Genomic DNA, 16,365 nt, shown 5'->3' on the forward strand with positions numbered 1-16,365 from the left:
TATGGATTATGTAAAAACACTAAAAGATATAGCGATTGAATTAGTTGAGGATAAAGAACATTTAGAAGTAAGACAAATGCCTTCTTTAGATGAGAATGTTGTTGTTTTACATGTTTATTCAGCAAAAAATGACATTGCAAAATTAATCGGTCGTAAAGGTGTTATGGCTAATTCTATTCGTCAATTAATGTCTGTTGCAGGACGTCTTTCTGATAAAAAATTAGATATTAAATTCGAATCATATGAATAGATGTGTAAAACACATCTATTTTTTTTGGAGGTTATATGGAAAAATTAAAAATTGGAAAAATTGTTGGAACGCATGCACTTAAAGGAGAACTTAAAATACGTTCTTTTAGTGATTTCAATGATCAAAGATTTGTTGTGGGACATAAGCTTTACTTAAATGAAATTGTAGACCCTTTTATCATCAAAACTGTAAGAGTTCATAAAGGAAATTATTTAATCAGTTTTGAGGGATTACAAGATATTAATCTAGTAGAAAAATATGTTGGTTATAATGTTTATGGTTTAAAAGAAGATGTTGAATTAGATGATGATGAATATTTTTACGATGATTTAATTGGTTGTCAGATCATTAATAATGATCAAGAAATTGGAAAAGTAGAATCTGTTTATTTTAATGGTGCACATGATGTTTTAACTGTACAAACAGCAAATAAAAAGATTGCTATTCCATATGTTGATGCATTTATTGAAAATGAAGATATTGAAAATAAAAAAATATTTGTTCATTTGATTAAGGGAATGTATGATGAAGATTGATATTTTATCACTATTTCCAGAAATGTTTGAAGGCTTTTTAAATACCTCAATTATCAAAAGAGCTATAGATAAAGAAGTTGTTGATATTAAGATTCATAATTTTAGAGAATTCACTCAAGATAAGCATAAACATGTAGATGATTATCCTTATGGAGGAGGACAGGGAATGGTGTTGATGTGTCAGCCAATCATTGATTGCTTAAAAACATTAACAACGGATGATTCACTTGTTATTTTAATGTCTCCTCAAGGGATTACTTTAAAGCATCAAGTAGCACAAAAGCTTTCATTAGAAAAGCATCTTATTATTATTTGTGGGCATTATGAAGGATTTGATGAAAGAATTCGTGATTATGTTGATTTAGAATTGTCTATTGGTGATTATGTACTAACTGGTGGTGAACTAGGAAGTATGGTTACTTGTGATGCGGTAATAAGATTACTTGAAGGAGCTATTCGTCAAGAAAGCCATGAAGATGATTCATTTGCAGATGGATTATTAGAATACCCACAATATACAAGACCAATAGAATATGATGGAAATAGAGTGCCTGACGTATTGGTCTCTGGTCATCATGAAAATATTCGTAAATGGAGAAAATACCAATCTCTAAAGAAAACCTATTTAAAGAGACCAGATTTATTAGAAAATTATGAATTTGATGAAGAATCGGCAAATATGTTGACAAAAATTAAAAAAAAGAGTTGATATTTTTTCGAACGATGTTATAATAGCATAGGTCAATGTGACTGCATATGTTCCGCTGGTTAATCGAATGAACATACAAGACTATAAATGAAAAGGAGAAGAAAGATGAATTTAACATTAGTAGAACAAATTACTAAAAAACAATTAAAATCTGATATCCCTGTTTTCAAAGCTGGAGACACTTTAAAAGTTTATGTAAAAATTAAAGAAGGTAATAAATACCGTATCCAATTATTTGAAGGGGTTTGTATCGCAAGACAAGGTAAAGGAATTGCTGAAACTTTCACAGTTAGAAAAATTTCTTACCAAGTTGGTGTAGAAAGAACTTTCCCAGTTCATTCACCAATCATCGATAGAATCGAAGTTGCTAAAGTTGGTAAAGTACGTAGAGCTAAATTAAATTACTTACGTGGTTTATCTGGTAAAGCTGCTAGAATCAAAGAAATTAGAAAATAAGAAATGGGTAACCATTTCTTTTTTTCTACCATTAATTGTTGTATAATAGAACACGTCTATAAGATAAAGATAGGTGATGTCTATGAAATATAGTAAAAAAACAATGATGGCAATATTAGAATTTATTGTTGTTTGTTTAGCAATTGTTTTTGTTTTTAAAGGCATAATTATGCCGGTCAAAGTTGATGGTTCTTCAATGTATCCAACATTACATGACGGAGATCTTGCCTTTATGTCTCGGCTTGATTTGAATTCAAAACAAATTAAAAGATTTGATATTGTCACAATAGGCTGTAAACAATTAGACAATGTAATTATTAAAAGAGTTATAGGGTTACCTGGAGAAAAAATTGTTTACAAAAATGATTGTTTGTATGTTAATGGAAAGTATATTAAAGAAAATTATCTTAATAAATCACATATAAAAGATGTAAAGAGTCGATATAATATTTCTTATTTTACTGATGATTTTGAAATTTCAGTTGGTGAAAATGAAATTTTCGTTTTAGGTGATAATAGAGTAAATTCACTTGATTCAAGAGAATTAGGATGTTTTAAAATTGAAGATGTTTTATCAAAAAAAGGAATTATACTATTTCCTTTTAATCATATGAAAGGAATGAACTAATATGGCACAAATACAATGGTTTCCTGGCCATATGGCTAAGGCAAAAAGAGAAATCGCTGATAAAATAAAATTAATAGATATTGTTGTTGAATTGGTGGATGCTAGAGCTCCATATTCAAGTAAAAATCCATTATTTAATAGTGTTGTTAATAATAAGCCAAGATTAATTGTAATGACAAAAGAAGATTTAGCAGATGATAAACTAACACAAAAATGGATAGATTTTTACAAAAGTAAAGGTTATTATGCTATAAGTGTTAATCTTAAGCAATTTAATGAATATAAAAAGATCATACAAGTTTGCAAAGAAATTTTGAAAGATAAAATGGCACGAGAAGCAAAGAAGGGATTAAAACCTCGTGCAATGCGAGCAATGGTTTTAGGTATTCCTAATGTTGGAAAATCTACTTTCATCAATCGCTTAGCAAAAAGAAAAGCAACTGTTACGGGGAATAAACCAGGTGTAACGAAAGCTCAACAAATTATTAAGGTAGATAAAGATTTTGAATTATTTGATACACCGGGTGTTTTATGGCCTAAATTCGAAAGTGAGGATATTGCTAGAAATATTGCTCTTATTGGCTCTATTAAACAGCAAATATTACCAAGGGAAGATTTATTTATTTATGCAGTTGAATATTTAGTTAAAAATTACCCTGGAACTTTAGAAAATCGTTATCAAATAGCCGTTGATTTACAAAGTGATTGGGTTGAAAAATGTTATGATGATATCGCATTTAATAAAAAAATAAAACCAGTAAGAGGGATTACTGATTATGAGCGTGTCATGGATATGTTTTTTACTGATTTATTTGATGGTGTTATTACAAAAATAACATGGGAGCTTCCAAATGAGTAATTTATTAGAATATGAAAATAGATATTATGATTTAGGTTATGATTATATTATTGGTCTTGATGAAGCTGGAAGAGGACCAATGGCTGGCGAATTAGTTGTTGCAGGAGTCATTTTTCCTAAAGGATTTTATGATGAACGTATTTTTGATTCAAAACAATTAACAGCAAAAAAAAGAGAGGCGATGTATCAAATAATTATAGAAAATGCATTAGCCTATCACATTGAAGTTATTTCTGTTGAAGATGTTGATCAATTAAATGTATATAGCGCAAGTCAAAAAGGAATGGAAAAATGTTGTCAAATTTTAAAGAGAGAAAAAATGTTTGCTTTAACAGATGCGATGCCTTTACATGATATTGAACATTTATCTATTATTAAAGGAGATACCCTTTCTATGTCTATTGCAGCAGCAAGTATATTAGCTAAGGTAACAAGGGATCATTTGATGATAGATTATGCAAAAAAATATCCACAATATGGTTTTGAAAAACATAAGGGCTATGTAACCAAGGCACATAAAGAGGCACTTAGTAAATATGGTCCATGCCCTATTCATAGGAAATCTTTTAAACCAGTACAAGAAGTAATGAAAGAACAAATATCTTTAAATTTAGATATTTAGTTCTTTTTTTATAAAAAAAGAAGAAAAAACAAAATTAAATGTCTATATAAATAGTGAGGTGATAAATATGGAAGAAATCTTACTATTTTTTGCTTTGAAGTATCAAGGTGATTTTCAAAGTATTTTAAAAGCATTGCAAGCAAAAGAAAAAGTTTCTCAAGAAGAAAGGAGGGAAGCAGTTGCTAAAGTAAATTCAAAATATACAACGATTATTTCAAGTGATTATCCAGATGCTTTAAAAGAAATATCTTGTCCACCATTTGTATTGTTTTATCATGGAAATTTGAATATTTTAAATGGTAAATGCATAGGTGTTATTGGTAAACGTGTTCCTAGTGAATATGGATCAAATATTACGGATAAAATTGTATGTGATTTAGTAAAAAATGAATATACGATTGTAAGTGGTATGGCATTAGGAATTGATACTCTCGCTCATAGAAGTGCATTAAAAAACAAAGGGAAAACAGTTGCAGTATTGGGAAGTGGAATTAATTATTGTTATCCAAAAAGAAATCAAGATTTATATGCTCAATTAAAAAGTAATCATCTTATTATTAGTGAAAAACCTGGTGATTATGTACCACAGGCTAAGGATTTTCCAAGTAGGAATCGGTTAATTGCTGGCTTAAGTGAATCTGTAGTTGTTACAGAAGCTGAAAAACGTTCAGGAACAATGATTACTGTAGGATATGCATTAGATCAAGGAAAAGATATCTATTGTATTCCATCAAGAATTGGGGATCCAATGGGGTGTAATTTATTGATTCAACAAGGGGCCAAGTTAGTATTGACTGTAAATGATATTATTGAAGATTAATGAAATGGAGTTGACAAAGTGAAAAAAAACAATAATAATAGTTTTTGCGATAAGGGGGTTATATTATGTATGATAAATTAGTCATTGTGGAATCTCCTTCTAAATCAAAAACAATAGAAAATTATTTAGGGAAGGAATATCATGTGACTTCTTCTAAAGGGCATATTAGAGATTTATCAACATCTGGTAAAGAAGGGCTAGGGATTGATCAAGAAGATCATTATAAGCCAAAATATGTTATTTCTAAGGATAAAAAAGATGTCGTTAAGGAATTGAAAGCAGCTGTTAAAGAGGCAAAAACAGTTTATCTTGCTACCGACCCTGACCGTGAAGGGGAAGCAATTTCATGGCATTTAGCAGATGTTTTAGGTTTAGATATGGATGATGATAATCGTATTGTTTTTAATGAGGTAACAAAAGATGCAGTTGTTGATGCATTGAATCATCCTCGTAAAATTGATCAAAATCTTGTAAAATCTCAAGAAACAAGAAGAGTATTGGATAGAATTATTGGATTTAAATTATCTAAATTATTACAAAGGAAAATTAAATCTAAATCAGCTGGTCGAGTTCAATCGGTTGCTTTAAGATTAATTGTTGAAAAAGAACGTGAAATCGAAGCCTTTGTTCCAGAAGAATACTGGAAAATCAAAGCACAATTTGAAAAAGATGAAATTGAATTTACAGGTGAACTTAATAAAAAAGGAACAAAGAAGTTAAAAATTTCAAATGAACAAGAAGCTTTGGAAATCTTTAATGCACTTTCTAAAGAATTTGTTATTGATAGTGTAAAAAAATCAAGTAAGAAAAGAGAATCAAAACCACCATTTATTACTTCAACATTACAACAAGAAGCGTCTTCTAAATTAGGCTTTAAAGCAAGAAAGACAATGATGATTGCTCAAAAGCTATATGAAGGAATTGCTTTAGAAGATGAAACAGTAGGGCTTATTACTTATATGCGTACAGATTCGACAAGATTGTCAGATTTATTTGTAGAAAGTGCTACAGAATATATTAAAGAAAAATATGGTCAAAATTATGTTGGAAAAGTAAAAGTAAGTAAAAAGAAAGAAAATGTACAAGATGCTCACGAAGGAATTCGTCCAACAAGTGCAATGCGTACACCTGAGTCTGTTAAAGAATATTTAAGTGCGGATGAATTTAAATTGTATTCTTTAATTTATGCCAGAGCATTAGCGTCATTAATGGCACCATCTCGTTTTGATGCAACAAGTGTAGTATTAGAAAATAATAACTATTATTTTAACGCAAGTGGTTCAGTATTAAAATTTGATGGTTATTTACGTTTATATAGCCCATATGAAAAACAAAAAGATGAAATTTTACCTGAATTAACTGAACAAGAAATTTTAGAAAGTCAAAATATTGAAAAAACACAACATTTTACAAAACCACCTGCTCGTTATAGTGAAGCAAAACTAATTAAAGAAATGGAAGAACTTGGAATTGGTAGACCAAGTACTTATGCGATGATTATTGATACGATTCAAACTAGAGGGTATGTGGAACTTGTTGATAAAACATTTAAACCTACTGAAAGTGGAATTTTAACAAGTGATCGACTAACACAATTTTTTAATGATATTATTAATGTCGAATATACTGCACAAATGGAAAAAGAACTAGATGATATTGCAGAAGGACAAGATGATTATTTTGATGCTATAGATACATTTATTAAAAAATTCCAACCTTTATTGGATGAAGCAAATGAAAAAATGGAAGTCATTTCACCTAAAAAAACAGGAGAGAAATGTCCTGAATGTGGACATGATCTTGTTGAAAGACATGGGCGTTATGGTAAATTTATAGCTTGTGAAAATTATCCTGAATGTAAATATATCAAAAAGGAAAAAGTTGAACCTGAATTTACAGGAGAAAACTGTCCTAAGTGTGGAAGCCCAATGGTTTTTAAAACCGGAAGATATGGTAAATTTGAAGCATGTTCAAATTATCCACAATGTAAATATATTAAGAATTCTAAAAAGAAAGCAGAACCTGTTATGACAGATGAAGTTTGTCCTAACTGTGGTTCTCCAGTGGTTATTAAAAAGGGACGTTGGGGAGAATTTAAAGCATGTTCAAATTATCCAAAATGTAAAACAATTATTAAGTAGAACATTTGTTCTACTTTTTTAAAAAGGAGAAAATATGGAAAGTGAAAAAATAGTCAATGTAATTGGAGCTGGTCTTGCTGGAGTTGAGGCGGCTTATCAATTAGCAAAAAATAATATTAAAGTAAAGTTATATGAAATGAGACCTGTTAAAATGACACCGGCACATCATACATCATCATTTGCTGAACTTGTTTGTTCTAATTCGTTAAGAGGAGATAATTTCAATAATGCCGTAGGTGTATTAAAAAATGAAATGGAAAAACTAGATAGTGTTATTATTCGATTTGCTAGAAAAAATAGTGTTCCTGCTGGTGGAGCACTTGCAGTGGATCGTGAAAAGTTTTCTGCGGATGTTACTGAGTTTATAACAAATCATCCAAATATCGAAGTGATTCATGAAGAAGTTACAGAAATTCCCCAAGCACCAACAATTATTGCAAGTGGACCTTTAACAAGTGATGCTTTGTCTACGAAAATCAAAGAATTATTAGGAGAAGAATATTTTTATTTTTTTGATGCGGCGGCTCCAATTGTTGAAAAAGATAGTATTGATTTTAATATTGCTTATTATAAATCAAGATATGACAAAGGAGAAAATGAATATATAAATTGTCCAATGAATGAGGAGCAATTTAATGTATTTTATGATGAATTAATGAAAGCAGAGGTTGTTAAACCAAAAGATTTTGAAGAAAAATTTTTTGAAGGATGTATGCCTTTTGAAGAAATGGCAAGAAGAGGAAAACAAACTTTATTGTTTGGGCCTATGAAACCGGTTGGGTTAACAAAACCTGATGGTACAAAACCATATGCAGTCGTACAGTTAAGACAAGATAACGTACAAGCTAGTTTATATAATATTGTTGGTTTTCAAACACATCTTACATGGCCTGAACAAAGAAGAATTATTCATTTAATTCCGGGATTAGAAAATGCAACATTTGTAAGATACGGTGTCATGCATCGAAATTCGTTTATTTGTTCTCCAAAATTTTTAAATCAAGATTACAGTTTAAAAAATCATTCTGGAATTTATTTTGCTGGACAAATGACAGGAGTTGAAGGATATGTTGAATCAGCTCAAAGTGGAATCGTTGCCGGAATGAACATGGTTCGTTATTTAAATAAACAAGAACCTGTTATTTTTCCACAAGAAACAATCATGGGGGCACTTGCATATTATATTACGCATTGTGATGAAAGTAATTTCCAACCAATGAAAGCTAATTTTGGAATTCTACCAGATTTACCTGTACGCGTTAAAAAGAAACTAAGAAAAGAAGCTTATGCTAACAGAGCAATAGAAGTAATGGATCAATTTATCAATGAGTTATAATCAAGATAAAGAAGAATTTATAAAATATCTTCAATTTCAAAAACATTACTCAATCAATACAGTTGAATCTTATCAACGAAGTTTAAATGAATTTATTGGTTTTTTAAAAAGTGAAAGTATTTCTCACTTTAACGATGTCAAGTATACAAATATAAGAGGATATTTAACTTATTTAAATGAAAAAAAATTGTCAAAGAGTTCAATTAATAATCGAATCAGTTGTTTACGATCATTTTATAAATATCTAGTAAAAGAAGAATTGGCTGAAAATAATCCAATGATTCTTGTTGAAAATATTAAAACCGCAAAGCGTAATCCTGATTTTTTGTTTCCTGAAGAAATGATGGATTTATTGGATGGTATTGATACACAAGATGATTTAGGAATTCGTAATAAAGCGATGCTAGAAATCATGTATGCTTCTGGGTTAAGATGTTCTGAAGTAGTAAATTTAACCTTGGATTGTATAGATTTTCACAATCGAGTTTTATTGATTCATGGTAAAGGGAACAAAGACCGTTATGTTCCTTTCCATGAATTTGCTAGTGAATGGTTATTAAAATATATAGAAGAAGTAAGGGGAAAACTTGTAAATTCAGAAGATCATCCATATGTTTTTGTTAATAAAAGAGGAGAACAAATGACCAATAGAGGAATACAGGATATTGTAAAGCGTATTGGAAGAGAATATGATGCAACCAAGAAAATACATCCACATACTTTCAGACATTCCTTTGCCACACATTTATTGAATGCGGGAGCAGATATAAGAACTGTACAGGAATTATTGGGTCATGAAAACCTTTCGACAACACAAATTTATACCCATGTTACAAAAGAACATTTGAAAAATGTTTATTTAAAAGCACATCCTCGAAATAAAGCATAAAAAAGGGTTGTTTTGTTTTAAATCTTATGCTATTATGTTTCAGGTATTAAAAAATACACACATTATGAATTCATTTATCTAGTGCCTAATGGTGGTAAATGTTTGAAATAATGGAGGAAAAAAACGAAAAGGAGGAAATTACACATGTCAGTAATTTCAATGAAAAAATTATTAGAAGTAGGTGTTCATTTCGGACATCAAACAAAAAGATGGAATCCTAAAATGGCTCCATACATTTTTACATCAAGAAACGGAATTTACATTATTGATTTACAAAAATCATCTAAAAAAATCGATGAAGCTTATAAAGCAATGAATGAAATTGCCGAAAAAGGTGGAAAAGTTTTATTTGTAGGAACTAAAAAACAAGCTCAAGAAGCTGTTAAAGAAGAAGCAATCCGTTCTGGAAGTTTCTATGTTAACTCACGTTGGTTAGGTGGAACTTTAACTAACTTCAAAACAATCCAAAAAAGAATTAGAAGATTAGTTGAATTAGAAAAAATGGAAAAAGATGGTACTTTCGATTTATTACCTAAAAAAGAAGTTATCTTACTAAAAAAAGAAGCTGCTAAGTTAGAAAAGAACTTAGGTGGTATTAAAGAAATGAGAAGATTACCAAGTGCTTTATTCGTTGTAGATCCTAAAGCTGAACACAACGCTGTTGCAGAAGCAAGAATCTTAGGAATCCCTGTATTTGGTATTGTTGATACTAACTGTGATCCTGATGAAGTTGATTATGTAATCCCAGCAAATGATGATGCTATTAGAGCTGTTAAATTAATTGTTGCTGCTATGGCAGATGCAATTTGTGAAGCTAAAAGTGAACCATTAACTGTTGCTTATGTTAAAGATGAAGATGAAAAAGAAGTTACTATGAATGATGCTGTATCTTCTGTAGAAAACAACAACAGAAGAGGGCCAAGAAATAAAGCTGGTAGACCAGCTCAAAGAAGAGAATCTAGACCAACTCAAGAATAATCTCAAGGCTGGAAATCATAAATATGTTGTGATGGGAAAGCAAAGCTTTCCCTTTTTAATAAAATAAAATTCATGGAGGAAAAGAAAATGGCAATTAGTGCAAAATTAGTAAAAGAATTACGTGAAAAAACTGGTGCTGGAATGATGGATTGTAAAAAAGCATTAGAAGCATGTGATGGTGACATCGAAGCATCATTCGACTGGTTAAGAGAAAAAGGAATCGCAAAATCTGCTAAAAAAGCTGATAGAATCGCTGCTGAAGGGTTATCTGCTTTCGCTATTAACGGAAATGTAGCTGCTATGGTTGAAGTTAACTCTGAAACTGACTTCGTAGCAAAAAATGCTGAATTCGTTGCATTAGTAAATAATGTATGTGAAGCAGTTGCTGCAAATAACCCTGCTGATTTAGAAGCTGCAAAAGCAATTGAAGTTGATGGAAAAACTATTGAAACTACAATTGCAGAAGCATCTGGAAAAATTGGTGAAAAATTATCTTTAAGAAGAATTAAAACTTTCACTAAAAATGATGATGAAGTATTTGGTGCTTATTCACATATGGGTGGAAAAATGGTATCAATCGTTAAATTAGCTGACGGTGATGAAGAAAAAGCAAGAGACATTGCTATGCATGTTGCTGCTATCAATCCAAAATATATCTCACAAGATGAAATTCCACAAGTTGAAAAAGATAGAGAAGATGCAGTTCAAACAGAAATCATGGCTAATGATCCTAAATTAGCTAACAAACCTGAAAAAGTATTAGAAGGTATCAAACGTGGAAAATTAAATAAAGTATTCTCTGAATGGTGTTTATTAGATCAAGAATTCATTAAAACACCAAAAGAATCAGTTGCTAAATACTTAGGGAAGGCTAAAGTGTTAGAAATGGCTCGTTTCCAAGTTGGTGAAGGTATCGAAAAGAAAGAAGAAAACTTTGCTGAAGAAGTAGCTGCACAAATGAAACAATAATTTTTAAGGACACTACAAGTGTGTCCTTTTTTTAAAAAAGGAGAACATTTTATGAAATATAAAAGAGTTTTATTAAAATTAAGTGGTGAAGCATTAGCCGGTGACGATCATTTTGGTATAAACGCTAATACTGTAGCCGATATTGCAAGACAAATCAAAGAAGCTAAAGATTTAGGTGTTGAAATTGCCATCGTTTGTGGTGGTGGTAATATTTGGCGTGGTGTTACTGGTGCACAAATGGGTATGGAACGTTCTTCTGCTGATTATATGGGAATGTTAGCAACAGTAATGAATGGTTTAGCTGTTCAAAATGCTTTAGAGCAACTAGGAGTTCAAACACGTTTACTTTCAGCAATTGAAATGAGACAAATTGCAGAACCATACATTAGAAGACGTGCTGTTAGACATTTAGAAAAAGGTAGAATCGTTATTTTTGGTGCTGGAACTGGAAGCCCATATTTTACAACTGATACAACTGCTGCATTAAGAGCCGCTGAAATCAATGCTGATGTTATTTTAATGGCTAAAAATGGGGTCGATGGTGTTTATTCTGCTGATCCTAAATTAGATGAATCTGCAGTAAAATTTGATGAAATTTCATATAGTGATGTTTTAGCAAAAGATTTAAAAGTAATGGATCAAACAGCTATTACATTATGTAAAGATAACGATATTGATTTATGTGTATTTAATATGCAAGAAGATGGTAATATTGCCAAAGCTTGTGATGGACAAAAAATAGGAACAACTATCTCTGGAGGAAAATAATATGATAAATATGATCTTAGATGATGCAAGTGATAGAATGCAAAAAGCAATCGAAGCTTACCAAAGAGATTTAGCAACAGTTAGAACTGGAAGAGCTACTCCTGCAATGTTAGACCGTGTAATGGTCAACTATTACGGATCACCAACACCAATTAATCAAATGGCTGGTGTTTCTGTTGTAGAAGGTAGACAATTAGTAATTAAACCTTATGATAAATCTGCTTTAAAAGATATCGAACATGGAATTTATGAAGCTGATTTAGGTTTAACTCCTCAAAATGATGGAGAAATTATTCGTATTACTGTACCAGCATTAACAGAAGAAAGACGTAAAGAATATGCAAAAAATGTTTGGAAATTCGCTGAACATGCTAAAGTTGCTATAAGAAATATTCGTCGTGATGCTAATGATGAAATTAAAAAATGCGATGGTAGTGAAGATGAAATTAAAGACGGTCAAAATCGTGTTCAAAAATTAACTGATAAATTTGTCAAAGAAGTTGATGAAATTGGTAAAGTAAAAGAAAAAGATATTATGACTGTATAATTATTGAAGCGTCTTATTAGGCGCTTTTTTATTTTATGGTTTTATGTTATAATCAATCATGACTTTAAGGAGGATTATTCTATGAATGATCAAATTGAAAACTATGAATTAGACATGAATAATATACCAGCACATATTGCTTTTATTATGGATGGCAATGGACGCTGGGCTAAAAAGAGAATGATGCCAAGAACTTATGGCCATAACGAAGGGACAAAGACAATTCGTAAGATTGCTTTAGAGGCTAATAGACTTGGTGTTAAAGCAATGACAGTTTATGCTTTTTCTACAGAAAATTTTTCTCGCCCTGAAGAAGAAGTACAATTTATATTTAAATTACCCAAAAAATTTTTTGAACTTTATTTAAAAGAATTAATTGAAAATAATGTTCAAATTTGTATGATTGGGCATTTAGAAAAAGCTCCAAAGGCAACAAGAGATATTATCAATACTGCTATAGAAAGAACAAAGGATAATACTGGACTAAAACTTTGCTTTGCTTTTATTTATGGTAGTAGAGATGAAATCGTTTGTTCAACTAAAAAAATAGCACAAGATGTAAAAGATGGGAAACTTGATATTGAGGATATTGATGAAAATTATTTTGGTTCAACATTAATGTCTGCGAATTTACCTGCTGTTGATTTAATGGTAAGAACAAGTGGAGAACAAAGATTATCTAATTTTATGTTATGGCAACTTGCTTATGCAGAGTTTATCTTTACTCCTGTTTGTTGGCCAGATTTTGATGAAAAAGAATTACATAAAGCAATTTGGCTTTATCAAAATAGGGAGCGTAGATATGGAGGTTTAAAATAGTGAAAGAAAGAATTATTACTGCACTGTGCTTGATTGCAATTGTAGTTCCAGCAGTCATTTTTGGGGGTATTTTTTATAAAATTGTTATAGGGGTTGCAATGGCTCTTAGTGTTTATGAAATGTTACATATTTGTTCTAGACCACGTATTGGAATGTATATGTATATCATTGTTGGTTTGTTTTTTGTTACAGGATTTTTATTTAACAGAAATCAATTACTTATTTCTAGCTATTCTATTTTGGTTTATTTAGCGGTTATTTTAGCATGTATGATTTTTGATGATAAATGTAATATTGAAAGAAGTGCTTATGTTTTTACGATGGGTGTTCTTGTTTGTTCTGGATTACATGCGTTACTTGTTTTAAGAGTTGCCTATGGTTGGGAATATTTATTGTTATTAGCAATTGCAACTTTTGGTAGTGATACAGGAGCTTATTTTGCTGGTATGGCTTTTGGTAAACATAAGTTGATTCCAAGATTATCTCCTAAAAAAACAATTGAAGGGTCAATTGGTGGAATTGTTCTAGGAAGTATTTTAGGATTGGTTTTTGCATATTTTACAGGAATATTGGCACATCATTGGATTATTGTACCAGCAATTATCGTAATGACAACGACAAGTCAAATAGGAGATTTGATTTTTAGTGCCATTAAAAGATATTTTGAAGTTAAAGATTATTCAAAATTATTACCAGGACATGGCGGAATTTTAGATCGTATTGATAGTTTAACTTTTAATGTATTGATTTTTAGTTTCTTTTTAATGATTGTGGGGTTATAGATAATGAAAAATATTACGATTTTAGGTGTTACAGGTTCTATTGGTCAACAAACTGTTGATGTTTGCTTGCATCATCAAGATGAATTTAATGTTGTTGCAATGTCTGCGGGCAAAAATATTGTATTACTTGAAACAACAATTCAAAAAATCAATCCACAAGTTGTTTGTGTTATCGATGAAAAGGATTGTAACTATCTTCAAGAAAAATATCCACATATTCGTTTTGTTTTTGGTAGTGCTGGTTTAGATGAAATTGCAACAATTGATCAAGTTGATATTGTATTAAATGCAATTGTAGGTTTTGCAGGTTTGTTACCAACAATTCATGCTATTGAATCTAAAAAAGATATTGCTTTAGCTAATAAAGAAACACTTGTGGTTGCAGGACATATTATTACAAAATTAGTTAAAGAACATGGTGTAAAATTATTACCAGTAGATAGTGAACATTCAGCAATTTTCCAATCGCTTCAAGGAAATGAGATGAATAAAATCAAACGTATTTTATTAACAGCAAGTGGCGGAAGTTTTAGAGACAAAACAAGAGAAGAACTTGTAGGTGTTTCTGTTAAAGAAGCGTTGAATCATCCTAACTGGTCAATGGGGGCTAAAATTACGATTGATAGTGCTACTTTATTTAATAAGGGATTAGAGGTCATGGAAGCAAAATGGTTGTTTGATGTAGATTATGATCAAATTGAAGTCTTGATTCATCCAGAAAGTATTTTACATTCTGCTGTAGAGTTTGAAGATACTTCTGTCATTGGGCAAATGGGAACACCTGATATGCGTTTGGCTATTCAGTATGCGTTAACTTATCCACAAAGAAAAAAATTAGTTAATGGTAAATCTTTAGATTTAACACAACTTGGTTCGCTTACTTTTAAAAAGCCAGATTTCAATAGATTTCATGCGCTTTCTTTAGCATATCGTGCTGGAAAAACAGGTGGAAGCTTACCATGTGTTTTAAATGGTGCAAATGAAATGGCTAATCTTTTGTTTAGAGAAGGAAAAATTGAATTTTTACAAATAGAGGAATTAGTTGAAAAAGCTATGAATGCTCATGAGTTGGTTAAAGATCCAACTATTGATCAATTATTAGATATTGATCAATGGGCGAGAGATTTTGTTTTAAAGGAGATAAATGAAACATGCAGACGATTATAAATATTCTTGTCTTTTTTGTAATACTAGGAGCTATTGTATTAATCCATGAATTAGGACATTTTCTAACTGCTAAATTATTTGGTGTTTATTGTGCTGAATTTTCTATTGGAATGGGTCCTAAACTTTTTTCTAAGAAAAAAGGAGAAACAGATTATCAAATTCGTGCACTTCCTATTGGTGGTTATGTTGCAATGGCAGGTGAAGCTGATCAAGAAGACAGCGAATTAATGAAAGATGTTCCTTATGAAAGAACTCTAAAAGGAATTAAAACATGGAAAAAATGCATTATTATGTTAGCTGGTGTTTTTATGAATTTTGTACTTGCCCTTGTTTTATTAATTGGTATTTATTCGTTTGTTGAAGTACAAACAAATACTTCTAAAATTGGAAGTGTTGTTAAAAACAATGGTGCTTATAATGCTGGAGTTCAAGCTGGAGACACCATTAATAAAATCACAATTAATGGTGAAGAACATATCATTGCGTCATTTTCAGATATTCAATCTGTCTTATCTAATGAAAATTTGCAATTAGATACGGATACAGTTACAATGCAAATTTCCCTTAAAAGAGGGAATCAAAATATTGAAAAAACAGTTGAAGGAAAGTACAATAGTGAATCCAAGTCTTATGTCATTGGAATAACAGCGGCTACTAAAAAATTGACTTTTATTGAGGCTATAAGACAAGGAATTAATCAATTTATAGAATATGCATTATTGATTTTTACAACATTAGGAAAACTTATTACAGATTTAACACATACTGTTTCACAACTTTCTGGCCCAGTAGGAATTTATACAGTGACTGCACAAGTTACACAATCTGGTTCAATTAGTACATTGTTGTCATTGACTGCTTTACTATCAACAAATATTGGAATGTTTAATTTACTTCCTATTCCAGGACTAGATGGTAGTCAAGTATTATTTGCATTAGTTGAAAAAATTATTCGTCGAGAAATTCCAACAAAAATGAAATATGCTTTACAAATGGCAGGACTAATTCTTGTTTTTGGCCTAATGATTTTTGTAACTATAAATGATATTGGAAAATTTTTCTAAAAAAAGGGCTTAAGCCTTTTTTTGT

The 16,365-nt window shown here is 30.6% G+C and carries 19 protein-coding genes; all 19 read left to right on the top strand.

Going from position 1 to position 16,365, the window contains the following annotated elements; all coding sequences use genetic code 11:
- Position 1 precedes the first annotated feature (1 nt).
- The 19 genes from LJD34_RS01885 (at position 2) to LJD34_RS01975 (ending at position 16,340) form a co-directional block, all read left to right on the top strand.
- Positions 2-250 (top strand): KH domain-containing protein, encoded by a 249-nt coding sequence (locus tag LJD34_RS01885; RefSeq protein ID WP_022001512.1) that lies wholly within the window; start codon positions 2-4, stop codon positions 248-250.
- 35 nt (positions 251-285) lie between these two features.
- Entirely contained in the window at positions 286-786 is a 501-nt protein-coding gene (rimM, locus tag LJD34_RS01890) for a ribosome maturation factor RimM (protein ID WP_147580241.1), read from the top strand.
- Positions 776-1,495, top strand: coding sequence for a tRNA (guanosine(37)-N1)-methyltransferase TrmD (gene trmD, locus LJD34_RS01895; protein ID WP_022001514.1), 720 nt, complete (start codon positions 776-778; stop codon positions 1,493-1,495). The genes rimM and trmD overlap by 11 nt, the downstream gene beginning before the upstream one ends.
- A 105-nt stretch (positions 1,496-1,600) precedes the next feature.
- Positions 1,601-1,951, top strand: coding sequence for a 50S ribosomal protein L19 (gene rplS, locus LJD34_RS01900; protein ID WP_022001515.1), 351 nt, complete (start codon positions 1,601-1,603; stop codon positions 1,949-1,951).
- An 82-nt stretch (positions 1,952-2,033) separates the two neighbouring features.
- Positions 2,034-2,579, top strand: a complete 546-nt coding sequence (lepB, locus tag LJD34_RS01905; protein WP_032090101.1) for a signal peptidase I — start codon at positions 2,034-2,036, stop codon at positions 2,577-2,579.
- Position 2,580: 1 nt separating this feature from the next.
- Positions 2,581-3,438: a ribosome biogenesis GTPase YlqF gene (gene ylqF, locus LJD34_RS01910; RefSeq protein ID WP_032090100.1), complete on the top strand. Its 858-nt coding sequence runs from the start codon at positions 2,581-2,583 to the stop codon at positions 3,436-3,438.
- A complete protein-coding gene (locus tag LJD34_RS01915; RefSeq protein ID WP_032090099.1) occupies positions 3,431-4,060 on the top strand; it encodes a ribonuclease HII in 630 nt (209 codons plus the stop codon). The genes ylqF and LJD34_RS01915 overlap by 8 nt, the downstream gene beginning before the upstream one ends.
- Before the next feature lie 67 nt (positions 4,061-4,127).
- Positions 4,128-4,880 (top strand): DNA-processing protein DprA, encoded by a 753-nt coding sequence (dprA, locus tag LJD34_RS01920; protein WP_107029456.1) that lies wholly within the window; start codon positions 4,128-4,130, stop codon positions 4,878-4,880.
- Positions 4,881-4,945: 65 nt separating this feature from the next.
- The gene (gene topA, locus LJD34_RS01925; RefSeq protein WP_117870872.1) at positions 4,946-7,021 is read left to right on the top strand and encodes a type I DNA topoisomerase; all 2,076 of its coding nucleotides are present in this window, start codon (positions 4,946-4,948) and stop codon (positions 7,019-7,021) included.
- Between the two features lie 34 nt (positions 7,022-7,055).
- Positions 7,056-8,357: a methylenetetrahydrofolate--tRNA-(uracil(54)-C(5))-methyltransferase (FADH(2)-oxidizing) TrmFO gene (gene trmFO, locus LJD34_RS01930; RefSeq protein ID WP_032090096.1), complete on the top strand. Its 1,302-nt coding sequence runs from the start codon at positions 7,056-7,058 to the stop codon at positions 8,355-8,357.
- Positions 8,347-9,246, top strand: a complete 900-nt coding sequence (gene xerC, locus LJD34_RS01935; protein ID WP_147580244.1) for a tyrosine recombinase XerC — start codon at positions 8,347-8,349, stop codon at positions 9,244-9,246. Before trmFO ends, xerC begins: the two co-directional genes overlap by 11 nt.
- 144 nt (positions 9,247-9,390) lie before the next feature.
- Positions 9,391-10,224 carry a 30S ribosomal protein S2 gene (rpsB, locus tag LJD34_RS01940; protein WP_022001523.1) on the top strand — a complete coding sequence of 278 codons (834 nt, stop codon included), beginning with the start codon at positions 9,391-9,393 and terminating at the stop codon, positions 10,222-10,224.
- Between the two features lie 87 nt (positions 10,225-10,311).
- Positions 10,312-11,193 carry a translation elongation factor Ts gene (gene tsf, locus LJD34_RS01945; RefSeq protein ID WP_022001524.1) on the top strand — a complete coding sequence of 294 codons (882 nt, stop codon included), beginning with the start codon at positions 10,312-10,314 and terminating at the stop codon, positions 11,191-11,193.
- Between the two features lie 51 nt (positions 11,194-11,244).
- On the top strand, positions 11,245-11,961 hold the full coding sequence (gene pyrH, locus LJD34_RS01950; RefSeq protein ID WP_032090093.1) for a UMP kinase: 717 nt from the start codon (positions 11,245-11,247) through the stop codon (positions 11,959-11,961).
- Position 11,962: 1 nt separating this feature from the next.
- Entirely contained in the window at positions 11,963-12,508 is a 546-nt protein-coding gene (gene frr / locus LJD34_RS01955) for a ribosome recycling factor (protein WP_022001526.1), read from the top strand.
- Between the two features lie 81 nt (positions 12,509-12,589).
- On the top strand, positions 12,590-13,327 hold the full coding sequence (locus LJD34_RS01960; RefSeq protein ID WP_147580245.1) for an isoprenyl transferase: 738 nt from the start codon (positions 12,590-12,592) through the stop codon (positions 13,325-13,327).
- Positions 13,327-14,109: a phosphatidate cytidylyltransferase gene (locus LJD34_RS01965; protein ID WP_147580246.1), complete on the top strand. Its 783-nt coding sequence runs from the start codon at positions 13,327-13,329 to the stop codon at positions 14,107-14,109. Before LJD34_RS01960 ends, LJD34_RS01965 begins: the two co-directional genes overlap by 1 nt.
- Before the next feature lie 3 nt (positions 14,110-14,112).
- Positions 14,113-15,276, top strand: a complete 1,164-nt coding sequence (locus LJD34_RS01970; protein ID WP_119363406.1) for a 1-deoxy-D-xylulose-5-phosphate reductoisomerase — start codon at positions 14,113-14,115, stop codon at positions 15,274-15,276.
- The gene (locus LJD34_RS01975; protein WP_227359062.1) at positions 15,261-16,340 is read left to right on the top strand and encodes a M50 family metallopeptidase; all 1,080 of its coding nucleotides are present in this window, start codon (positions 15,261-15,263) and stop codon (positions 16,338-16,340) included. The genes LJD34_RS01970 and LJD34_RS01975 overlap by 16 nt, the downstream gene beginning before the upstream one ends.
- Positions 16,341-16,365: the final 25 nt, after the last annotated feature.

Source organism: Faecalibacillus sp. MSK20_93, from assembly GCF_020589945.1.
In the GTDB taxonomy this organism is placed as follows: Bacteria; Bacillota_I; Bacilli_A; order Erysipelotrichales; family Coprobacillaceae; genus Faecalibacillus; species Faecalibacillus intestinalis.